Origin of the sequence: Pedobacter anseongensis, assembly GCF_037482965.1 — a bacterium.
GTDB lineage: Bacteria > Bacteroidota > Bacteroidia > Sphingobacteriales > Sphingobacteriaceae > Pedobacter > Pedobacter anseongensis.
In genome coordinates this window covers 748,820-772,024 of record NZ_JBBHKB010000001.1, presented here as the reverse complement: position 1 = coordinate 772,024, position 23,205 = coordinate 748,820, and the positions used below count along the sequence as shown (strand labels likewise).

The window sequence follows — 23,205 nt, the reverse complement described above, 5'->3', positions numbered from 1 at the left end:
AAGATGGAAAATGTAAGATGGAAAATGGTTGCATGGTTAATCCTACTACTATGCCAAACCTTCGTATATGCACAAAACCCCCTACAATCTAAGGCAAGGGACAGTAACATCGTAAAGGAGCTTTTTTTTGCTGGCCTTAAAGAAAAGATGCTCGAAAATTATGTAAATGCGAGTGCAAATTTCAATAAGATTATTGAATTGGACAGTAAAAACGACGCTGCCTTTTTCGAATTGGCAACGGTAAACTTCCGCCAGAATAAGCTCCTAGAATCAGAAATTGCCATCAAAAAAGCAATTGCCATTAATCCTCAAAATAGCTGGTATTACAAACTGCAATCAGAGATTTATAAGCGCAATGGGAATATGGATGCTTTGGTGCCTGTTTTCAATAAATTAATTGAAATGCTGCCAGAGAATGATGATCTTTACTTCGATCGTGCCAATGCACTTTTTTTGTCTGGCAAGCCCGAGGAAGCACTTAAAGCTTATGCAGAAATTGAACAGAAATTTGGAAGTTCTACCGCACTAACTACAGCAATTCAGCGCATTAAAATGCAAAATACAGAAGCACCTTCAGACAGCGCAATTGAAAAGCTGATTGCTGAAGAACCTACTGATGTAAAAAATCATTTGTATTTAAGTGGAGTGCTTTTAGAAAAAGGCAAGAAGGACGAAGCGCTCGCCTTGCTTCAAAAGGCAAAGCGAATAGAACCCGAGAATTTTGAGATTGATCTGGCCATCGCCGATATTTATCAATCTCAACATAAAAATGAACTGGCCATTGTGCCACTCAAGACTGCTTTTGCCCATCCAGCGATGCCAGTTGAACATAAGATAAAAATTGTAAGCCTGATGTTGCCGCGTTTTAGCAATGCATTGGTTGTTAAAGATGCTACAGAACTTGTTCAAATTGCCGTAAAGATACATCCTAACGATTCGAAATTGATGATTTTATATGGGGATGTATTGTATCAGCAGGGTAATTTGATAGCTGCAAAGGAACAATATCAAGCCGTATTAAAAATTTCGGAACAGGTGTATCCAGCTTGGGAAAAGCTACTTGCAATACAAACTGTAATGGGACAATATGCGGAAGCCATTAAAACAGGTGAAGATGCGTTAACAATTTATCCCAATCAAGCCATTTTGTATTATTACCGTGCATTTGCGTTGCACAGAAATGGTCAAAATGCAGAAGCAGGGCTTGAAATTAAGTCGGCATTGGTATTAGATGGAGAGGATACAAAATTAAAGGCAATGATTTTCGCCTTGCAGGCCGAAGTGTTAATTGATCAGCAAAAATTAAAGGAAGCCGATGCGGCATTTGATAAATCGATTTCATTAGCCCCCGATAACTATTTAACCCTAAGCAATTATGCCTATTATTTAGCGTTAAGGAACCACGATTTACCTAAGGCAGAGTCGCTGGCCGCGAAAGCAGCAATGGCGCTTCCAAAAAATGCATCAGTTGCCGATACCTACGCATTTGTACTTTTTAAACTAGAAAAATACGCACTGGCCAAAACATGGATAGAACGAGCACTTCAAAACAATGAAGCTAAAAATCCTGTTTACTTGGAACATTATGGAGACATTCTTTTCCTTAAAGGAGAGAAAGAGTTGGCACTTTTGCAATGGCAGAAGGCCAAAAATGAAGGGAATGATTCCGAAAAATTAATTAAGAAATTAAATGAGAAGAAATATATTAAATAGATTTTTGCTATTTGCTTTGGTATTGTTGGCAGTTGCATGTAAACCTAAGAAGTTAATTGTGGCACCACCTGTAGCTGGATCCGTTCCAGATGTGGTAGCACCCAATAAGAAATCAGAGAATTTAGCCATGTTAAAAGGCAAGGATCTTTCGTTTAATACGTTATCATTAAAAGGGAAAGCAAATTTAAACGTAAATGGTAATGAGAATAACGTAACTATGCTCATCAGAATACAAAAGGACAAGAAAATATGGGTTAGTGTTACTGCTGTTGTTGGAATAGAAGTAGCACGTGCGGTAATTACGCCTGATAGCTTGTTTTTGCGAGATAATCTGAACAAAACTTATGCTAGGAAGCCATTTAGTTACATTTATGGCTTTACGAATAAACAAATTAATTTTAAGTTATTGCAAGCTGTATTTGCAGGGAATACCATTCCTGATTTAATGAACGTGAGTTCAGCGTTGGAGCAAGAAAATGGGGTTTGGGTATTAAGTGGCTTAACTAATGATTTAGCTTACCGCAGTTTGTTTAACACCCTGTTGAAAGTGAGCGAAACCAGTTTAAATGATGCGAAAGCGGCTCAAGCCTTTAAAGTTGTATATGGAAGTTATACCCCTTTAAATTCGACATTATTCCCTTCGAACCTAAAAATAAACTCAATGTCGGGTTTAAAAAAGATTGATGTTGAAGTAGAATTTACCAAAATAGATCTTAATGTTCCTCTCGAATTTCCCTTTACTGTTCCCAAAAGTTATGAGCTAATCAAGTAATTTTTATATTTTTGTTGCAATGAGGTTAAACAAACTATTTCTTTCCCTGCTATTTATCGCCCTAAGCAGTACAGCTTTTTCACAGTCTATGGAGCAATTGAAAAAGAACAAGGAAGCATTAGATCGGCAACTTGAACTTGCACAAAAGAATTTGAATAAAACCGTTAACGGTAAGAAATTAACACTTACTCAAATTAATACAATTAAGGGTCAGGTTCGAATGTACCAACAAAAAATTTCGATTATCAATTCAGAAATGAAAAATTTGGATAATCAGATTCATGAAAATACAGGGAAGGTGCATAATTTACAAGGGCGATTGGCCGATTTAAAAAAGGAATATGCTGGCATGATTCGTTTTGCGCAACGCAATCGAAACGCTTACGATAAAATGATGTTTATTTTTGCCTCCAGCGATTTTAATCAGGCGTACAAACGCATTAAATATTTACAACAATTTGGGCAATATCGTAAAAAGCAAGCCGCATATATTCAGGGTACAGAGAAAGAACTTAGCGATAAAATTGTTGTATTAGATAAAAACTTAAAAAGTAAAAATAACCTGCTAAAAGAGCAATTAACTGAGAAAGTTAAGCTCGATAAAAAGAAAAGTGAACAAACGGTAGTGTTAAAAAAACTAAGTAATCAAGAGCGACAAATTTCTCAAGATATTCAGAAGAAGAGAAGAGAGCAGGATGCAATTAATAGGAAAATTAAAGCTGAATTTGCACGGATACTTGCTGCAGAGCGTAAGAAGGAAGAAGATAGATTAAAGGAAGAACAACGACTTGCAGTTGCTAAAGCAAAAGCTGAAAACAGACCCATTCCCGTTGCTCCAGTTGCGAAGACTAAAACCAATTCAGAGTTACTAAGGGCTACACCTGAGGCGGCTAGGCTTTCTGAAGCCTTTGAAAGTAATAGAGGGAGTTTACCTGCGCCAGTAGCTAATGGATACATTACCGTCCATTTCGGAAAATATATGGTGGATCAAGCTTCTGCAACTAATGATGGGGTTACCTATCAAACAAGCGAAGGGGCGGGGGTAAGATCAGTATTTAATGGTACGGTTACGAATATATTACCCATCATGGGAAAATATAATATACTAATTCGACATGGTGAATATTTTACGATTTATCAGAATTTAAAGAGCGTTAGTGTATCAGAAGGCCAAAAGGTTACCACCAAACAAACAATTGGTATAGCAGGGCTAAATGATGGTGTTGCTGAAGTTGGTTTTCAGATCAATAAGGGAGGTGCTTCTTTCCAAAATCCAGAAAGTTGGCTTGCAAAATAAACCATTAGGCAGGTAAATTGTCTATATTTCTTTCTGTATAAATATATTTTCAATAAATGGGGGAAAAACGATAAACGGCTTTGGCATTCGTGAAAACCTTAGCGGATATAATTGCGTATGAATAATTACTTTCATATGCTAAACTAAATATATTGCATGTAAAAGTAAATAACTAAGTTTGTATAAAATCTATTAAAATGTATCAGGGAGCACTATTAGAGTTTTTAAATATGGGCGGAGGTGAGATTATGCTCATCGGTATCGCCGTACTTTTGTTATTTGGAGGTAAAAAATTGCCTGAATTGGCAAGAGGCCTCGGAAAAGGAATCCGCGAATTTAAAGATGCATCAGAAGGGGTGAAGAGAGAAATCCATCGTAACATAAATTCCGTAACTACTGAGATAGAAGAACAGAAAGAAGAATTGAACCATAGCGATTATCATCATCCAACGGAAGACCAACAGTTACAATCTACCGCTGATGTTGATTATAATCACCCAGAAGGATCACAGCCGCATTTAGACGAACAAATTCCTGCAAAAGGAAAAGAATCACATATTGAATAAAGATTTTAATTAAAAATATTATGACACAACCAATAATTTTAGCCGGACTAGGTACTCCAGAAATAATTTTAATCGTTTTAGCATTATTATTATTATTTGGAGGTAAAAAAATTCCAGAATTAATGCGTGGATTAGGCAAGGGAGTAAAAGAATTTAAGGAAGGTAAAGATGGAGTTGATGGTGATACCACAACAACTACAAACGATAGAAAACCGCTTTAAATAAGCTTTTAACCTTTTTAACATTAAGTTTTGAAGAAATATACCTCTTTAAAAGAGATACAAGGAAAACTTACGCAAAGACAGCTCAAATTACAAGACGTACTTGCGTACTACTTTGAGCAGATAGAAAACAAAAAACACCTCAATGCTTTTAATGAGGTGTTTTTTGATTCTGCCACTTTACAGGCAAATAGCATTCAAGAAAAGATAGAGGAGGGTACTGCAGGGAAACTAGCAGGCATGGTAATTGGTATTAAAGATAATATTTGCTATCAAGATCATCACGTTTCTGCTTCTTCAAAAATGCTAGATGGATTTATAGCCCCTTATTCATCAACCGTTGTTAAACGATTATTAGCAGAAGATGCTGTAATTATTGGGCGACTAAATTGCGACGAATTTGCCATGGGCGGATCAAACGAAACCTCTTACTATGGTCCAGTTAAAAATGCTGCTAACGAAGAACGTGTTTCTGGAGGCTCGTCTGGAGGATCAGCAGTGGCCGTACAGGCTGATATGTGCTTAGCAGCTTTGGGTACCGATACAGGTGGTTCTGTACGTCAGCCAGCCGCTTTTTGTGGTTGCATTGGCTTTAAGCCCACCTACGGACGAATTTCGAGATACGGTATTATCGCCTATGCATCATCATTCGATCAAGTTGGCACCTTAACTTCATCTGTAAGCGATGCGGCAATTTTAATGGAAGTTCTAGCTGGGGTTGATGATGATGATAGCACTGTTTCAACATTACCCGTGCCTAACTACAGCAAATTCCTCACGCAAGGCGGAAAAATGAAGATAGCGGTGTTAGAAGAAGCCCTCAACAACAAGGCACTAGATCCAGAAATTAAACAGGCAATTTTAGCAGCGATAGACAGATTAAAGAACCAAGGTCATACCATCGAATATGTATCGTTCGATTTATTGGATTATCTCGTTCCTGCGTATTACGTATTAACTACGGCCGAAGCCTCGTCTAATCTCTCGCGCTACGATGGCGTACATTTCGGTTATCGAAACAAAGACGCAAAAAATTTAACCAATTTGTATAAACTTTCGAGAGCCGAAGGTTTTGGCGAAGAAGTTAAACGCAGAATTCTACTAGGTACTTTTGTATTAAGTGCAGGCTATTACGATGCCTATTACCAAAAGGCACAAAAAGTTCGCCGATTAATTAGAGAGAAAATTGAAGACTTACTTCAAAATTACGATATGTTAATTAGTCCAGTAACACCTACTCCAGCCTTTAAGATAGACGAAAATATGCAAGATCCATTGGTGATGTATATGGCCGATATTTATACGGTTTTGGCATCATTGGCTGGGATTCCGGCAGTAGCCTTACCATTGGGCAATAATGCTGCAGGCTTACCGTTAAGTATGCAGATAATGACCAAACACTTTAGCGAGCAAGAATTATTAGCTTTATCGTATAGTTTTTTAAACGAGTCTTAAATTACCTTGACAAGCTTTTAAAGTTTGTCAACGTGTTTTGCCTATGAAGAAATTAATGCTTTCACTATGTTGTTTTTCAGTATTTTTTGTTGCTTCACTACAAGCGCAAATTATAAACAAAGGTGTAGATTCTTTACTTACGAATAAGGATACTATCGCAGTTCCGATAATTAACCCCACTGGCTTTTATAACTACAATTTTACCTATAAAAATAGATTGGATTCCATTCAAAAAACGATCCCACTTAGCTACAATGAATATGTTCAGGATTTCATTGCAATTTATAGCAAACAGAAAGATAGGATGGGTAAGATGTTGGGATTATCTAACTATTACTTTCCGATTTTCGAAAAGGCATTAATTGCTTACAATATCCCTACCGAAATAAAATACCTTCCCATTATCGAATCTTCGATGAACCCACATGCCATTTCGCGAGTAGGAGCTACGGGCTTATGGCAGTTCATGTTCGGCACTGCGAAAGCCTACGGCTTAAATATGGATAATTTTGTTGACGAGCGCAAAGACCCTATACAGGCCAGTTATGCGGCCGCAGCTTATTTTAGAGATGCTTATGATGAATTGGGCGATTGGTTACTCGCTATTGCCGCCTACAACTGCGGAAAGGGAAATGTAACACGAGCCATCGACAAAGCAGAATCGAGAGATTTCTGGGAAATTAGACAATTTTTACCTAAAGAAACGAGAGATTATGTTCCTGCATTTATTGCGGCGTTGTATGTAATGAATTATGCCGAAAAGCATGATATAAAGTTTCAAACTTCAATTCTTCATCAGAAAACAGATACCATTCAGGTTAATCATTTTGTGGCCTTAGCCGATATTTCGACGGTGCTAAATTTAGACGAAGCGGTATTGCTAAGCCTGAACCCATCCTATAAAAAGAAAATCGTAAATGGTACAGTCCTTTCACCAAAGCGTATTATTTTGCCAAACGTAGATCAAAATAAATACGCAAAATTATATGATGTATTAAATACTGATGTAGAAGTTGCGCAAGAGGTAATTCTTGCCTCTACAGACGACGTGAGAGAGTTGACGAAAAAACTACCGGCTAAAATAGCACCGAAGGTCAGCTATCACAAGGTTATGTCTGGACAAAATTTAGGCGCTATTGCCGAAAAATACGGTATCGAAGTACAAGATTTAAAAGTGTGGAATTCATTAAAAGATAATATCATTATTCCGGGACAAAAACTTAAAATCTACAAATCCGGTTCAGCACCAAAAGTTAGCGAGACGAAATCAAAATCTATTTACATCACCTATAAAGTTAAACCTGGTGATACCTTATCAGGCATTGCCGAAAAATTCGATGGCGCCACGGTAGCTAACATCAAAAAAGCAAATGGCCTTAAAAAAGTAAATATCCAGCCTGGTATGTTGCTTAAAATTGTTTCGCTTTAGGCATTTTTCTGCCACATAGGCACCTACAACACATCGTTTCATGTATGTTAACTCTGTACCCTATGTTTCTATGTGGTTTTAGTTATTATAACACTAATAACAATTGAACTAATAAACAATAGTTGTAACTTTGCCCGTTACCAATAAGCATTTTATGAGTAAAATAAATAGGAAACAAGACGCGTTAGATTACCATTCGCAGGGACGACCTGGTAAAATTCAGGTTGTACCTACCAAACCCTATTCTTCGCAGCGAGATTTAACGCTAGCGTATTCACCAGGCGTAGCAGAACCCTGCTTAAAAATTGCAGAAAATAAAGATGATGTCTATAAATATACCGCTAAGGGCAATCTAGTTGCCGTAATTAGCAATGGTACAGCGGTTTTAGGGTTGGGTGATATTGGCCCAGAAGCTGGAAAGCCGGTAATGGAAGGCAAAGGCTTATTATTTAAGATATTTGCAGATATTGATGTGTTCGACCTTGAACTCGACACTAAAAATGTTGACGACTTTGTAAAAATTGTTAAAGCCTTAGAACCAACTTTTGGAGGTGTTAACTTAGAAGATATTAAAGCACCAGAGTGCTTCGAAATTGAGCGTCGTTTAAAAGAGGAAATGAATATTCCTGTAATGCACGATGATCAGCATGGTACTGCCATTATCTCTGCTGCCGCACTTTTAAACGCATGCGATTTACAAAAGAAGAAAATCGATAAAGTTAAAATTGTGGTAAATGGCGCAGGCGCAGCGGCAATTTCTTGTTCTCGTTTATATGTTTCGTTAGGAGCAAAAAAAGAGAACATTGTAATGTGCGATAGAAGCGGTGTAATTCGTAGTGATCGCGAAAATTTAGATGCAATAAAGAAAGAATTTGCAACCACAAGAAATTTAAATACCCTGGTAGAGGCCATGAAGGATTCGGATGTGTTTATCGGACTTTCATCGGCAGATTGTGTAACGGAGGATATGCTAAAATCGATGGCCAAAAACCCAATCGTTTTTGCAATGGCTAACCCAAATCCAGAAATTGCATACGATTTAGCCATTAGCTCTCGTAAGGATTTGATTATGGCAACTGGTCGGTCAGATTACCCTAATCAAGTGAACAACGTTCTGGGCTTCCCTTATATTTTTAGAGGTGCATTAGATGTTCGAGCAACGAGTATTAACGAGGCAATGAAAATCGCTGCTGTTCGTGCCATTGCCGACTTGGCTAGAAAAACGGTTCCTGAGGCCGTAAATATGGCTTACAACGAGCGAAACATTAAATTTGGAAAAGAGTATATCATTCCGAAACCAATGGATTTTCGCTTAATGACGAATGTATCGATGGCCGTGGCGCAGGCCGCAATCGATTCGGGTGTAGCACGTAAAGCCATTACCGATTGGGATGCATATGCAGAAGAATTAAAGCGTCGTTTAGGTATGGACGATTCCATTATGCGTGCCATCACCAACAGAGCGAAATCTTCACCAAAACGTGTAGTATTTGCTGAGGCAGATAATTACAAAATCTTAAAAGCTGCACAGATCGTTAAGGATGATAACATCGCCATCCCAATTTTATTAGGAAATAAAGAAATGATCCAGCAGCTTATTCAAGAAAATGCATTGGAACTAGAAGGCGTTCAAATTATTGAGCCTGCTTTGGAGCCCGAACGCATGAAAAGGTATTCCGAATCGTTATTTAAGAAAAGACAAAGAAGAGGAAATACCTTGTTTGAAGCGACTAAATTATTGAGAGATCGAAATTATTTTGGTGCATCGATGGTTGAGTTTGGTGAAGCTGATGCCATGATTTCTGGATTAACAAAAAACTACGTGTCTACTATTAAGCCAGCCTTACAGGTAATTGGTACCGAAGAAGGTGTAAATCGTGTGGCGGGTATGTACATGATGATGACCCAAAAGGGCCCGGTATTTTTTGGCGATACCACTGTTAATGTAGATCCAACCGCTCAAGAACTGGTAGATTTAACTTTATTGTTAGAAAAATCGGTGCGGAAATTTAATATTCAGCCTCGAATAGCCTTATTATCGTACTCTAACTTTGGCTCTAATGAAGGAATCGTTCCTGAAAAAGTGAGGGAAGCGGTTAGTATTTTACACAAACAGCATCCAAATATTGTTGTTGATGGCGATATGCAAGGTAATTTTGCGATCAATAATGGTCTACTAAAAGAAAATTTTCCGTTTAGTAGATTGGTCGATGCCCCCGCAAACACGCTTGTGTTCCCAAATTTAGAATCAGGTAACATTGCGTATAAGCTTTTGCAAGAACTAGGCGGTGCTGAAGCAGTTGGGCCAATCTTATTGGGATTGAATAAACCTGTCCATATTGTTCAATTAGGAAGTTCGGTACGAGAAATCGTAAACATGGTTACGATTGCCGTATTAGATGTTCAAGCAAAGGAAGAAGCGGCTTCTCCTACTAAAAGAGTAAGCATTTTAAAAAGAATAGCTAAAAAATAATAGATATGTTTGCATATATTGATGGGAAACTAACATTTAAGTGCCCTACTTACGTAGTGGTCGAAGCTGGTGGTGTAGGTTATCATATTAATATATCACTGAGTACCTATTCTGCACTCGCAAATACTGAAAGATGTAAAATTTATACCTGGCTGCATGTTAAAGAGGATGCGCATACCTTATACGGTTTTGCAGATGAGGGCGAACGTCGGCTTTTTTTGCATTTAATATCGGTTTCTGGCATCGGGCCAACTACCTGTAGAATGATGTTGTCATCAATTACACCCGTTGAAATACAAACTGCCATCATTAAGGCCGATGTTGGTTTAATCCAACAAATAAAGGGAATTGGTGCAAAATCGGCGCAGCGTATTGTGCTCGAACTGCAAGATAAATTGAAAAAAGAAGGCCCTGATTCACTAATATCAATGCCCTTACACAATACCACGAGAGACGAAGCGTTATCTGCTTTAATTATGCTTGGCTTTGGGAAACAAGTGGCGGAAAAGGCAGTTGATAATGCCATTAAAAATGCAATTGAAACATTAACCGTTGAGCAAATGATTAAAGTTGCCCTAAAAAATTTATAAACGATTGCCTTTTGAGAAATAAAATTACTCTCTTTGTTTTTTTACTCTTAATTTTTATTGGTAAATCTGCTTTTTCGCAAGTAACACCAGTAAAACAGGCTAGTGATACGCTCAAAAATTCGTTTAACTTACGGGAAAAGAAACAACTTGGCTTTCGAAATTTTGCCAATCCATTTTTGCCCTTGCCCCAAAATATAAAGAGGGAAGTTGAATACGATGCAAAAAATCAGCGCTATATCATCACTGAAAAAATTGGTGGGCAATTGTATTCCATTCCGCAGATTTTAACCGTAGAGCAATACTTGCGTTTAGTAAATAGCGAAATTAAGCGCGAAAACTGGCGTATCCTTTCTAATGCCGAAATTGCGGAGGTTAGAAAAACGGGAGTTATTCCGCCAGTAAAAATAAACAGTCGTGTATTCGAAAAAATGTTTGGTGGCACTACTATCGATATTCAACCACGTGGCGAAGCCGAACTTACCTTTTTAGGGAGGATAAATAAAAACGAAAATCCACTTTTTAATGAGCGCCAACGCGTGCAGAGCAATTTCGATTTTAATCAGCGTATACAGATGGATGTTTTGGGCAACATTGGTACCAAGATGAAAATCAAGATGAACTACAATACCGAAGCACAGTTTGATTTCGAGAACCAAGTTAAGCTCGATTATACGGGAGGAGTCGATGATATTATAAAGAAAATAGAGGCTGGAAATGTAAGTTTACCGCTAAATGGAACCCTAATTAATGGCACACAATCGCTATTTGGGGTTAAAACGCAGCTGCAATTTGGTAAACTCGATGTTGCCACAGTTTTTAGTCAGCAGAAATCTCAATCCAAAGAACTACAAATTAATAACGGAGCACAGCAAAACGAATTTTCGATTAGTGGTTCAGAATATGAGGTAAATAAGCATTATTTTTTAGCGAAATATTTTAGGGATAATTACAACAGGGCATTAAGCAATCCCCCTACCGTACTCTCTGGTATTTTGATTACGAAGATAGAGGTTTGGATTACCAATAAAACTGGAAGTAAGGACGATTCGCGAGATGTACTTGGCTTTTTAGATTTGGGCGAGAATGCACCTTATAATACCGCACAAATAACGGGGGGAGGTTCGGTGTTGCCATCGGCTTTTACCAATCCAACTTTCCCTCAGGCCTCTAATAACTTATTAGCAAATCTTCCAGCAAATGCGAGATTAACCAATTCGAACGACGTTATCAACTATTTTCAGGCCAATGGCGGTACTGATAATTTTGCTAAGCTTACCTACGCCCGAAAATTGAGTGAACGAGAGTATAATTATCAACCTCAATTGGGCTATATTTCTTTAAATAATCCTTTAAATGCCGATGAGGTTTTGGCAGTGTCTTACCGTTATACCTACAATGGAGTAGAGTACCAAGTGGGTGAACTTACTACCGATGTGCCTTTTGATCAGGCCACTCCAAAAGTATTATTTGCAAAATTGCTAAAAAATGAAACCATCAAAACCAATTTGCCAACTTGGGATTTGATGATGAAAAATATCTATTCCATTAATGGATTTCAAATTAGTCCACAAAACTTTAAGTTAGACATTTTTAGAATCGATGATAAAACCGGGGTCGAAATGCCATTAATTAGGGAGGGTGTAAATACCATCGGAAAGCAATATATAGCACTAACTAATCTCGATCAACTTAATCAACAAAAAGAACGCAAACCCGATGGGGTTTTCGATTTTGAAGCAGAGAATAAGCCTTTTGTGGCAAATAATACTCCTAATGCCAATCCATCTTCTTTTCAGAATACAAGTGGTGCTGGTTTAAGTAATTTGGTAAACAACACCAATAACGGCTATGTCACCATTGATGCCTTGAATGGAAAATTGATTTTTCCAGTGGTAGAACCTTTTGGTAAAGACCTGCAAGAGCGATTTAATTTACCATCTGAACAGGTATTGGCCGATAAATATGGTTATCCTCAATTGTACGATTCAGTGAAATTGGTAGCTCAGCAACTGTTTAGCAATAAAGATTTGTATCGCATTAAGGGAAATTATCAATCAGATATTTCATCTTCTTTCCCTCTAAATGCCATTAATGTAACCGAAGGCTCAGTGAAGGTTTTTGCTGGAACTATTCCTTTGCAAGAAGGTGTCGATTTTACCGTTGATTATCAAGGAGGTACGGTTAACATAATTAATCAAGCATTGTTAACTTCAGGACAACCCATTCGAATTACTACAGAAAATACTGAAATGTTTGGTTTACAACAGCGCTCGCTGTTTGGAGCGCGATTGGATTATCGATTAAATAGTAAGTTTAATTTGGGAGGTACATTTATGAACCTCTCCGAAAAACCATTAACGCAGAAAGTAAATTACATGGAAGAGCCCATCTCCAACACCATATTGGGCTTCGATTTAAATTATAGTTCTCCATCTAGATACTTAACTAAACTCGTCGATAAAATCCCATTCATTTCTACCAAAGCCCCATCAACCCTTACCTTTTCCGGAGAATATGCAAAGCTGATGCCAGGGCATCCGAATGCCATTAATGCTACAGGCGAGAAAGGTGGCTCGAGTTACCTTGATGATTTTGAGGCTTCACGTCAGCTCATCGACTTAAAAAGTGTAATGCCTTGGCAATTGTCGAGCACACCACAACTATTTTCAGAGTCTCAGTTGGTCGATAATTTAACTTATGGCTATGGTCGCGCGAAAATTGCTTTTTATAATATCGATCCTTCGTTTTATAATCGAACCGGGACATCCAACCTCCCAGCTAGCATTAGAAACAATAAGAACGAACAATCTAATCATTATGTAAGGGAAATTGTTGAGCAAGAGGTATTTCCTTATAAAGAAACGAGTGTGGGACAGTCGGTGTTATTGCCTACGTTAGATGTTGCCTTTTATCCGAATATTCGTGGCCCATATAACTACACACCAAATGGATTTAATCCGAATGGGACCTTACAAAATCCCAGAACACGTTGGGGTGGTTTGATGCGTAAAATTGACGTTAATGATTTCGAATCGCAAAATATAGAGTATCTTGAGCTTTGGGTAATGGATCCATTTATGTATAAAACGACTTCAACAGGTGGTGATTTATATTTTAATCTTGGAAACCTATCTGAAGATATTTTAAAAGATGGCAGGAAATCGCTCGAGAATGCTTTGCCAGCGAACGACGATCCTACAAAATACGATGAAACCAATTGGGGAAGAGTGGCAAAGTTACAGCCCGTTATTCAGGCATTTGATAATGACCCCGTGGTTCGTAAAGCACAAGATGTGGGCTTAGATGGATTATCGAATGCTAATGAGAAAATAAAGTTTGCGGCATTGATTAATCAGATTAAAGCCCAACTTAACCCAGAAGCAGCCCAAGCGTTTGAGAGCGACCCTTCGTCTGATGACTACTCCTATTTTAGAGGTGGAGACTTGGATCAGCAAAACGCCGGCATTTTAAAGAGGTATCAAAATTATAATGGTCCAGAAGGTAACGCTAAAACTTCGCAACAATCGCTCGATGAACTCGGCTTGGAAAATTCGGCATCCACTTCTCAGCCAGATGGAGAAGACGTGAATAGGGATAATAATATGACCCAATCTGACGAGTATTTTCAATACAAAATATCGATGCGACCTGGAGACCTCAGGGTTGGCCAAAATTTTATAACGGATAAAGTAGTATCTCAAGTAAAGTTGGCCAATGGGCAAACACAAAGCGCAACTTGGTACCAAATCCGTATCCCTTTAGCACAATACCAACAAAAAATTGGCAGCATTCAGGATTTTAAATCTATCCGTTTTTTTAGGATGTTCATGACCAATTTTGCCGATACCGCAATTTTGCGATTTGCTAAAATACAATTGGTAAAAGGCGAATGGCGTAGATATAACGCCAAAAATGAAAGCAACCAGATTATTGTAGACCCTCTATTGTTGCCTGCAAATGCCGACAATTCTACCATCGAGGTGGCTACTGTGAACATCGAAGAAAACGGAAAAAGAGCACCTATTCCATACGTGGTGCCTCCAGGTATAGTTAGAGAGCGCGATTTTAGCAATTATCGTGGAGATACACGACAAAACGAGCAGTCGTTATCGGTAATCGTTAGAAATTTGAGGGATGGATACGGTAGAGCAGCCTTCAAAACAGCCATTAATGATTTTAGATCGTATAAACATCTCGAAATGTACGTGCATCTAGAAAGCATTGGTGGCGATGATTTGAATGATGGAGAATTGGCTGCCTTTTTAAGGATAGGTACCGATAATCAGGATAATTATTATGAGTACAATATGCCCTTAAAAGTAACTGTTGGTGGCACTTCGGATCCCTATGCCATCTGGCCTGACGCTAATAAAATGGACATCGAACTAGCGTTGTTCCAAAAAGCTAAAATTGCAAGAAATAATGCACGTACGAGTGGCGGACAACCTTGGCCTATTAATATTCCGTTTAATTATAGCGATGGTAAAAATACAATAACTGTAAAGGGGCAACCCGATATGAGTAAAGTAAGGGTATATATGTTAGGGTTAAAAAATCCTTTACGTAATCCCGCCTCACCGGCTGGCGACGATGGCCAAGAAAAAAGAGCAGAGGTTTGGTTCAACGAATTGCGTTTAACAGAGTTTGATGAAAGAGGCGGATGGGCAGCAACAGCGAGAATGAATGCAAAATTAGCTGATTTTGCCGATGTTAATGTTTCTGGAAGCAAATCGACCATAGGCTTTGGCTCTTTGGAGAAAAAAGTGAGCGAACGTAATCGAGCTGATAATCTATTTTTCGACGTATCGTCGAGTTTTGAATTAGGTAAATTCTTGCCTCAAAAATCGGGGATTAAAATTCCGATGTACGTAAGTTATTCTACGCAGGTATTTACGCCTCAGTACGATCCTCGTACTCCAGATGTAGAATTAAAGCAAGCTTTAGATCAATCTACAAAAGCACAACGCGATTCGATTTTAAACTTTGCGCAAGATTATACTACCCGTAGCAGCATCAATTTTACGAATGTACGTAAGGAAAGAGCCACAACCGATACCAAGTTTAATCTTTGGGATATCGAGAATTTTAACTTTTCGTACGCACAAACCAAATATGCGCACCGCGATTTTGTAAACGAAAACAGCCTTCAATCAACGTATAGAGGATCGCTAGGCTATACCTATAGTGGAACGCCAAAAAATTATCAACCATTTAATAAGCTCATAAAATCGAACGTACTTAAACTACTTAAGGATTTTAACTTTAGCTTGTTGCCAAGTTCGATTAACTTTAGATTAGACCTCGATCGTTATTATTCGGAAAACAGGCTGCGTGATAACGACCCAAATAATTTCTTGCCAATTAACACAACATTCAACAAGAATTTCTTAGTGTCGCGAGTATACGGAATAGGTTGGAATTTAACGAACTCGTTGAGTCTGGATTTCGATGCTACCAATTATTCGATCATTGACGAGCCCGAAGGGCGCATTGAAGGTTTAAAGCGTGATACTGTATGGCAAAATTTAAAACGATTAGGGCGCAATACCGATTACAGCCACAATGTGAACATAACCTATAAACTGCCAATTGATAAAATTCCAGGATTAGATTGGGTTGCTGTATCAACCACTTACGGCTCTACATTTAACTGGCAAACGGAGCCGCTTTCTACACTTCGCGATCCGAATATTAACTTGGGGAATACCATTCAGAATTCTAGAATTATACAAGTTAATCCTGTGCTAAATTTAACTGGTCTTTATAACAAACTTGGGTTTGTTAGAAGAAGCTTAAATTCTCCCGATTCGGTACGTGGAGCTGGAGGTGTGCTAATTGGTCTTTTAACCAGTGTTAAAAACATGAAGGTTTCATTTTTGCAAAATAAGGGAACATTTTTGCCAGGTTACCTCCCTAAAACTACGTACCTCGGTATAGATGGCATTACTGGGGCACCTGGGTTTGGCTTTGTATTCGGCGATCAAAGCGATATTAGGGAAAGAGCATTAGCAAATGGTTGGCTAACGCATGATGAATTGCAAACGCAGTTGTACATTAATACGTTACGAGAAGAGTTACAAATTACGAGTACCATTGAGCCCATTAGCGACCTTCGAATAACCTTAAGCGCGGCAAAGAATAGAAACTTAAATTACTCGACCAATTTTAAATACGATAACAGTATTAGTAATTTCAGGAATTTAAGTCCAACCACTACTGGCGATTATAGCGTTTCTTTTATTACCCTTCGCACGGCCTTTAGCGATAAGAACGGCAGCACAGTATCTAATCTTTTTAATCGGTTTATGAGTAATCGACAAACGATTTCTAATCGCTTGGGTGCGTTAAACCCGAATTCTAATGGAATAATTAATGGTTATGCCGAGGGCTACAATAAAGATGCACAAGATGTGATTATCTCTTCGTTCATTGCAGCTTATGTTGGTAAAGATGCAAGTTCATCGAGCTTAAGGAGCTTGCCTAAAATCCCATTGCCCAACTGGCAGATTACCTACGAGGGGTTAACGAAGTTTCCATATATCGCCGATCGTTTTTCGTCATTTAGTGTAAAGCATAACTACTACTCGTTGTACAGTGTAAATGGGTTTAACAGCTTGTTAAAGTATAAAGAAACCAATGGTTATGTAAGTAGTAAAGATGTTAATAATAATTTTCTTCCACAATATCAATTTGCGCAGGTAAGTATTTCTGAGCGTTTTGCGCCACTAATTGGAGTAGATGCCCGATTAAAGAATAACATGAATGCAAGCATCGAATTAAACAGAACTCGATTACTGGCCTTAAGTTTAGCGAATAGTCAGCTCGCACAGCTTTCTGAAAACAATTTGGCTTTTAAAATAGGTTATCGAACGGCGAAATTCAGGTTTCCATTTGGCTGGTTTAGCGGATTGCGGTTAGATAATAATATGGACTTTAATTTAGAGGTTTCGGTAAGGGATGGTAAAACGGTGATTTATAGGGCTGATATTGCAGAAGCAGAAGTTTCTTCGGGACAAAAAAATATCACCCTCCGACCAACTGTAGATTATGTACTGAACCAACGTTTTAATTTAAGGCTGTTTTACGATTCGAATATGACGAAGCCCTATACTTCGCAATCATTTAATACCTCGTTTAGCAATTTCGGGTTTAGTTTGAGGGTAACGTTGAATTGAGTTATTTCAAAAAATAATCGTAAATTTGCATCACAAAACAAACACAATACATACGTATGAATTTTCCATCAGAAGGGAAATTTGGTTAATCAACAAACATTCAAAATCTCTTTATCGCTATTAAATACCCTGTTTTTGCGTCATGTACGTATGTGCGAGTATTAATAGTTATTGATGAATGTGTGCAAGTAGTTTGCAAATGTGTGTGCAAGTCTGTACCTTTAGGTATGGCAAATGCAAGCAAGTTCTTAGATAAGAGATTTAAATTATCAGACGGTACATTTAAAGTTCGCATTCGTGTTACCCACGAAAGAAAATCAATCTATCTAAATACAAAGTACTCCTTTGATGAAGATACCTACACTAAAAAAATTGTTGCGGGCAAGAACATGAATAATAACGAAGAGTTATTGAGGGCCAAAAAAGGAATACAGGAAATAGAGGATAAAGCCAAAGAGGTTATTGACAACTTATCAGTTTTTACTTTTGAAGATTTTAAGAACCATTTTGAGCAGAAAGGCAATCGTTCCGATTTAATCACATTGTTGAGTCAGCAATCAGAGACACTAAAGGCTGCGGGTAAATTCTCAAATGCTAACATTTATGGTTATGCGGCCGATATGTTTAAACAGTACGCAAATTTCAAATTCAAATCTGATATTTTTAAAGTTAGCCAAGTTACGCCCAACGAACTATCTTCGTTCCAAGAGTGGGCAGAAAAGAAGATACTAGATAAAAATGGTGTTGTGATGAAGAAAGCCTATAGCGTTACCACTATCAGTATGTACTTAGTTAGGGTGCAAAAAATTTTAAACAACCTATTAGCTACTGGAGAGTTGAAAAAATCCCTTTATCCTTTCGGTGCCAAACTATTCCAAATTCCACAGTCCATAAATAATAAACGTCCTTTAACGGTTGACGAAATAATGCTTTTGGTTAATTATGTGCCGACGACAAAGGTACAAGACTTTGCAAAATCAATGTTCATGTTTAGTTATTTGTGTAGCGGTATGAATATGGCCGATATTTTTAAACTTAGAAATTCGGACATCAACAATGGTAAAATAACTTTTATTCGCCAAAAAACTAAAGGCAAAGGAAAGCTTAAAACTTTATCGATCAACATTACTCCTGAGATCCAACAAATAATAGATAGCCATAAAGTACACGTTATTAATTCTGATTATATTTTCAAAGTCTATAATGATAACATGACCGATGAGCAAAAATATAAAGCTAAGGATGTGGCGATTGGTTTAATAAATAGGTCGCTAAAAGAAATTGCTAAAAAGATTGGTTTACCTAGCTCTATCAGTACTTACTTTGCTAGGCACAGTTATGCTACTATTTTGATGGAAACAGGCGCGCCAACAATTTATATCAGCAAAAGATTAGGACATTCGGACCTTAGTACAACTGAAAAATATTTGAGCCAATTCTCTAAAGAAAAAGAAGAGGCATTCGAGGCGAATTTATTAAAGAAAGCATAATTGCAAATAATGGATTTAAAAGCAGCGATTAACAGAGGAAATCTTAAGAATGAATTACAACAAGATTGTGAACGACTTTTACGGAATATTATATCGCCATATTTCTTAAGTAGTAAATTTTGGGAATGGTATTCGACTAATGATCCAAAACCTTCGGTATTCAAGTATTTATCGAGACACCTTAATGATGATTATGATGTGTTGAGAAATCAATTAACTGACAAATTCTCTGACTTATTTCAGTTTGCACCGGAAGCTTCGACAATACAATTTTTAAAGTATCTAATTGCATTAGCTGAAGCAGAAAGCGTTGTGAAAGAGTTGAACCGATCAAAGCTATTTTTTGATACAGATTATTTGGAAATATTTAAAGAGTTAACATGTCAACATAAAAATGATATTTCTCATGAACAACTATCACGCTTCATTGATGGCTACATTTCAAACAGAATATTAGAGAGCTTACCAGCCTTAATTGAAGTTTTGAAGGCTTTTGTAGTGGAATTGCAACGTTCGATTCCAGTTCTACCAAAATTACCAATCAAGAAATATAACGCGAATGAACGTGCTTTAGCTTACATTTTTGACTTGTATGCTAATAATGAAAGGATACCAATCAATATAGTAGAGGGGAGCTTTGACAAAAAGGCTATCTTGGAAGTTGGAAAAAAAAAAGGTTTTGAAGCTCCTGATACATTTTATAGAGCAGTTAAACAAATGTCTAATTTAACAGATAAGAAGGAATTCATTCAATCTGTGTCAAAGCGATGGATCGAAGCAGTAGAAAAGCTTTCAATCGATTGGCCGAAAACTAAAAGATATTTAATAACAAAGGGATTAATCGGGGAACAATAGGGAAAATCCCCACAAAAATCCCTATTTATCATCGTGTTATAATTATTTATAGCACATGGAAACACAAACTATTAATCCCAAAACAGCCGCTCCAAATGCAGTAAGTTTTGAGACAATGCCAATATTTATTGGTAAAATTTTAGCCGAAATAGAAGGCCTAAAATCTATGCTTGCCAGTCCGCAAGTAAATAAATCAGAATTGCCAAAATACGTTGACATTAACGGCGCCGCAGCAATTACCAGTAAAACTCCAAATGCTCTAAGAGTTCAAATCTCATTAGGAAATTTAAAAGCTATTAAAAAAGGTAGTCGAAATTACTTTGAAAGAGAATATCTAGAGAACTGGTTGGCTGGAGATTTAAAAATGAAAGGAGCAATCAAATAATGACCACTCCTTCTTTTAAATCTTTTAATTTGCTTGCCAGCGAGAGTAAAGATACAAAAAAGAAACCTTATTGTGATTATCAGATACTTAAATCATTAAAAAAGGTTTCCCTCAGTTATTTGACTGATAGTCGATTAACAGAATTGGCCCAACAGTTTGGCGTAGATATCTCCCATTTACGCTGGCTAGTCCATTCGTCTACTCATGCTAATAGATGGATTTAAGATGGGGAAGAATAACACATTTTATTTCTCACACGACTATAGTGCCAGAAATGATCCTAAAATGCAAAAAGTTTTAATGCGGCATGGCCAGCAAGGCAAAGGGGTATTTTGGGATTTGGTAGAAATGCTTTATGAACAGGATGGATATTTGATTCTGTCTGAAATTGACTCCTATTCTTTTACCTTAAGAACTGATTCAAAATTAATCGATTCATTAATTAAAGATTTCGACCTATTCGGTACTGATGGTATTAGTTTCTGGTCTGATAGCGTCCTCAAAAGATTATCAATTCGAAAAGAAAAATCTGAGAAAGCCAAGGCCTCAGTCAATAGTAGGTGGGGCGAAAAAAAAGAGAATGATACGAACGTACCAAATTTAGATACGAACGAATTACGTTTTGAATTCGACCGTAATACTATAAAGGAAAGTAAAGTAAATGAAAAGAAATCACTAAATATTGAGTTTGAAGTTTTTTGGAAATTATATCCAGTGAGAGTTGGGAGAAAGGAATCCGAAAAAAAGTGGAAATCCTTAACTGACAAGGAACGGACTAAAATAATGGAAACCTTACCGCATTTCATTGCCTATAAGCCATTTGACACCTATAATCATCCGAACCCAAGTAAATACTTCAAGGAAGCTCGATGGGAGGATGAACAAAGAAAGCCTAACAATTCAACTCAACATTCCGGCTACACAGCCGGAGCTAAACCAATAGGAGCAGTACAACATGGAAAATGAAACCAAAACCCTCACAGCAAAAAGAACTAATTTAAATACAATGGGAAAGATACCCCCTCAAGCAATCGATTTTGAAGAAGCAATTCTCGGAGCATTGATGCTTGAAAAGGATGCCATGGTTAATATTGCTAGTCTTTTAAAGCCCGATGCTTTTTATCAAGAATCCAACAAAAAAATATTTGAAGCTATCCAACGATTGTACAATAGGTCACATCCTATTGATATCATGACGGTAACGGCCGAAATGCGCCAGTTGGGAACTTTAGAATTGGTAGGTGGCCCTTTTTACATTACGAACTTAACGAATCGTGTAGCATCCGCAGCGAATATAGAATATCATTGCTTTGTATTGCAGCAAAAATTTCTACAAAGAGAATTGATTAAGATTTGTAGTGAAGGGATCACCAACGCCTATGACGACACGACCGACATATTTGACCTTTATGACTACTTAGGGTCGCAGTTGTTGCTGAACGGTAATTCAGCCATGGGAAAGACAGCCTCAATTATAGGGGATATAATTTCGCAAAGGGTTAAGGTTTATGACTTGCCAACTGAATTGGGCTTATCTGGGTTAAGCTCTGGATTTAATTGCATTGACAAAATTACTGGTGGGTGGCAAAATACGAACTTAATAATTCTAGCGGCTCGCCCAGGAATGGGGAAAACAGCTTTTGCTTTAAACCTAGCTAGAAACGCAGCCCTCGAATGCGATAAGCCCACTCTGATATTTTCCCTTGAAATGAGTAAGGAGCAGTTAGTTGACAGAATGGTGGCCGCTGAAACGGAAATTTATTTAAATAAAATTACCAATCGGCAATTGACTGATTTCGATAAAAAGAGAATTATTACAACCCACGATTTAATTAACTCTTCAATATATATTGACGATAGTGGATCTCTTACAATTCAATCTTTAAGGGCAAAAGCGATTAGGCTGAAGCACAAAGTAGATATCGGTTTGATCGTTGTAGACTACCTACAGTTACTGTCTGGAGATAAAAACGCTAAGGGCACCCGGGAGCAAGAAATTTCAGCAATTAGCCGGGGTTTAAAAGCATTAGCAAAGGAACTTGATATTCCCGTAATCGCACTCTCGCAATTGAGTAGAAATTCCGAATCAAGACCAGGGGTGAACGGGAAGCGCCCTATGTTATCTGATTTACGTGAGTCGGGATCGATCGAGCAGGATGCAGACCAAGTTGTTTTCCTATTTAGGCCAGAGTACTATGGCATTACTGAAGATGATAATGGCCGAGCATTAATTGGGCTAACTGAGATCATCTTTGCAAAGAACAGGAGTGGAGCGCTTGATACTGCAGAACTTTCTTTCAACGGAGCATTAATGAAATTCACCGATTTATAAAATAAATATGAAACAAAAGAAAATAACCGATCAGGAAGCATTAGAACTGTTTTCTAGCAACCCAATCACAAAAGGAAAGCATCTTACCCCATACAAGCTAATAGTGGCTAACATCGTCACATTTGACGATTGGTTGAATGCCATAAAAAAAGGTGGTGACATAAATGAATTTTACGGACATGCCTTTGAACGAACAAACTTTGGGAGAAAGACAAGAAGGTTTATAAAAACTATGGGTTTCCAAAACTTCTCCTTCGGCCACCAATTCAAAAAACAAACAACAAATCATAAACTAGAAGCTATTAGGCTTATTAATATATCAATCTTTATGTGGCGGGAAGGTTAGCCCCCGGTCATATTAATATTAACGTCTTGAATAATTATATTTAGTGATTATCCCCGAACAGTCAATAGTTACACTTTATATGGGTATTTTCCTAACGTGACGTAGC

16 protein-coding genes are annotated in these 23,205 nt (G+C 37.6%); all 16 read left to right on the top strand.

Translation table 11 applies throughout. From position 1 onward, the window contains the following. The first annotated feature begins 3 nt into the window (after positions 1-3). The 16 genes from WG904_RS03540 to WG904_RS03465 all read left to right on the top strand — a co-directional run bounded on the left by WG904_RS03540 (position 4) and on the right by WG904_RS03465 (position 23,099). Complete coding sequence (locus tag WG904_RS03540; RefSeq protein WP_339577906.1) at positions 4-1,713, top strand: tetratricopeptide repeat protein; 1,710 nt, start codon at positions 4-6, stop codon at positions 1,711-1,713. Further along, positions 1,691-2,485: a lipoprotein insertase outer membrane protein LolB1 gene (gene lolB1, locus WG904_RS03535; protein WP_339577905.1), complete on the top strand. Its 795-nt coding sequence runs from the start codon at positions 1,691-1,693 to the stop codon at positions 2,483-2,485. The genes WG904_RS03540 and lolB1 overlap by 23 nt, the downstream gene beginning before the upstream one ends. A gap of 19 nt (positions 2,486-2,504) precedes the next feature. Then, positions 2,505-3,782 (top strand): murein hydrolase activator EnvC family protein, encoded by a 1,278-nt coding sequence (locus WG904_RS03530; RefSeq protein WP_339577904.1) that lies wholly within the window; start codon positions 2,505-2,507, stop codon positions 3,780-3,782. Between the two features lie 197 nt (positions 3,783-3,979). Beyond that, positions 3,980-4,348, top strand: coding sequence for a Sec-independent protein translocase subunit TatA/TatB (locus WG904_RS03525; protein ID WP_339577903.1), 369 nt, complete (start codon positions 3,980-3,982; stop codon positions 4,346-4,348). A gap of 20 nt (positions 4,349-4,368) precedes the next feature. Continuing rightward, positions 4,369-4,569 carry a Sec-independent protein translocase subunit TatA/TatB gene (locus tag WG904_RS03520; RefSeq protein WP_339577902.1) on the top strand — a complete coding sequence of 67 codons (201 nt, stop codon included), beginning with the start codon at positions 4,369-4,371 and terminating at the stop codon, positions 4,567-4,569. Between the two features lie 30 nt (positions 4,570-4,599). Next, positions 4,600-6,024 (top strand): Asp-tRNA(Asn)/Glu-tRNA(Gln) amidotransferase subunit GatA, encoded by a 1,425-nt coding sequence (gene gatA / locus WG904_RS03515; protein WP_339577901.1) that lies wholly within the window; start codon positions 4,600-4,602, stop codon positions 6,022-6,024. Between the two features lie 43 nt (positions 6,025-6,067). Continuing rightward, positions 6,068-7,453: a lytic transglycosylase domain-containing protein gene (locus WG904_RS03510; RefSeq protein ID WP_339577900.1), complete on the top strand. Its 1,386-nt coding sequence runs from the start codon at positions 6,068-6,070 to the stop codon at positions 7,451-7,453. 154 nt (positions 7,454-7,607) lie between these two features. Continuing rightward, on the top strand, positions 7,608-9,926 hold the full coding sequence (locus WG904_RS03505) for an NADP-dependent malic enzyme (protein WP_339577899.1): 2,319 nt from the start codon (positions 7,608-7,610) through the stop codon (positions 9,924-9,926). A 5-nt stretch (positions 9,927-9,931) separates the two neighbouring features. Further along, complete coding sequence (gene ruvA / locus WG904_RS03500) at positions 9,932-10,516, top strand: Holliday junction branch migration protein RuvA (protein ID WP_339577898.1); 585 nt, start codon at positions 9,932-9,934, stop codon at positions 10,514-10,516. Between the two features lie 11 nt (positions 10,517-10,527). Further along, positions 10,528-17,691, top strand: coding sequence for a T9SS outer membrane translocon Sov/SprA (sov, locus tag WG904_RS03495; RefSeq protein ID WP_339577897.1), 7,164 nt, complete (start codon positions 10,528-10,530; stop codon positions 17,689-17,691). Positions 17,692-17,918: 227 nt separating this feature from the next. Beyond that, positions 17,919-19,181, top strand: a complete 1,263-nt coding sequence (locus WG904_RS03490; RefSeq protein WP_339577896.1) for a tyrosine-type recombinase/integrase — start codon at positions 17,919-17,921, stop codon at positions 19,179-19,181. A 9-nt stretch (positions 19,182-19,190) separates the two neighbouring features. Then, positions 19,191-20,036: a hypothetical protein gene (locus tag WG904_RS03485; protein ID WP_339577895.1), complete on the top strand. Its 846-nt coding sequence runs from the start codon at positions 19,191-19,193 to the stop codon at positions 20,034-20,036. A gap of 55 nt (positions 20,037-20,091) precedes the next feature. Next, positions 20,092-20,421 (top strand): hypothetical protein, encoded by a 330-nt coding sequence (locus WG904_RS03480; RefSeq protein WP_339577894.1) that lies wholly within the window; start codon positions 20,092-20,094, stop codon positions 20,419-20,421. A gap of 225 nt (positions 20,422-20,646) precedes the next feature. After that, positions 20,647-21,387 (top strand): LvrA C-terminal domain-related protein, encoded by a 741-nt coding sequence (locus WG904_RS03475; protein ID WP_339577893.1) that lies wholly within the window; start codon positions 20,647-20,649, stop codon positions 21,385-21,387. Continuing rightward, on the top strand, positions 21,377-22,753 hold the full coding sequence (gene dnaB, locus WG904_RS03470; protein ID WP_339577892.1) for a replicative DNA helicase: 1,377 nt from the start codon (positions 21,377-21,379) through the stop codon (positions 22,751-22,753). The genes WG904_RS03475 and dnaB overlap by 11 nt, the downstream gene beginning before the upstream one ends. A gap of 7 nt (positions 22,754-22,760) precedes the next feature. Beyond that, positions 22,761-23,099 carry a hypothetical protein gene (locus WG904_RS03465; protein WP_339577891.1) on the top strand — a complete coding sequence of 113 codons (339 nt, stop codon included), beginning with the start codon at positions 22,761-22,763 and terminating at the stop codon, positions 23,097-23,099. Positions 23,100-23,205: the final 106 nt, after the last annotated feature.

Coding starts and splice junctions, on each gene's coding strand:
- WG904_RS03485 (WP_339577895.1), top strand. CDS start 19,191: ATGGATTTAAAAGCAGCGATTAACAGAGGAAATCTTAAGAATGAATTA.
- lolB1 (WP_339577905.1), top strand. CDS start 1,691: ATGAGAAGAAATATATTAAATAGATTTTTGCTATTTGCTTTGGTATTG.
- WG904_RS03525 (WP_339577903.1), top strand. CDS start 3,980: ATGTATCAGGGAGCACTATTAGAGTTTTTAAATATGGGCGGAGGTGAG.
- dnaB (WP_339577892.1), top strand. CDS start 21,377: ATGGAAAATGAAACCAAAACCCTCACAGCAAAAAGAACTAATTTAAAT.
- WG904_RS03530 (WP_339577904.1), top strand. CDS start 2,505: ATGAGGTTAAACAAACTATTTCTTTCCCTGCTATTTATCGCCCTAAGC.
- WG904_RS03520 (WP_339577902.1), top strand. CDS start 4,369: ATGACACAACCAATAATTTTAGCCGGACTAGGTACTCCAGAAATAATT.
- WG904_RS03505 (WP_339577899.1), top strand. CDS start 7,608: ATGAGTAAAATAAATAGGAAACAAGACGCGTTAGATTACCATTCGCAG.
- WG904_RS03540 (WP_339577906.1), top strand. CDS start 4: ATGGAAAATGTAAGATGGAAAATGGTTGCATGGTTAATCCTACTACTA.
- WG904_RS03465 (WP_339577891.1), top strand. CDS start 22,761: ATGAAACAAAAGAAAATAACCGATCAGGAAGCATTAGAACTGTTTTCT.
- WG904_RS03475 (WP_339577893.1), top strand. CDS start 20,647: ATGGGGAAGAATAACACATTTTATTTCTCACACGACTATAGTGCCAGA.
- WG904_RS03480 (WP_339577894.1), top strand. CDS start 20,092: ATGGAAACACAAACTATTAATCCCAAAACAGCCGCTCCAAATGCAGTA.
- ruvA (WP_339577898.1), top strand. CDS start 9,932: ATGTTTGCATATATTGATGGGAAACTAACATTTAAGTGCCCTACTTAC.
- WG904_RS03510 (WP_339577900.1), top strand. CDS start 6,068: ATGAAGAAATTAATGCTTTCACTATGTTGTTTTTCAGTATTTTTTGTT.
- WG904_RS03490 (WP_339577896.1), top strand. CDS start 17,919: ATGGCAAATGCAAGCAAGTTCTTAGATAAGAGATTTAAATTATCAGAC.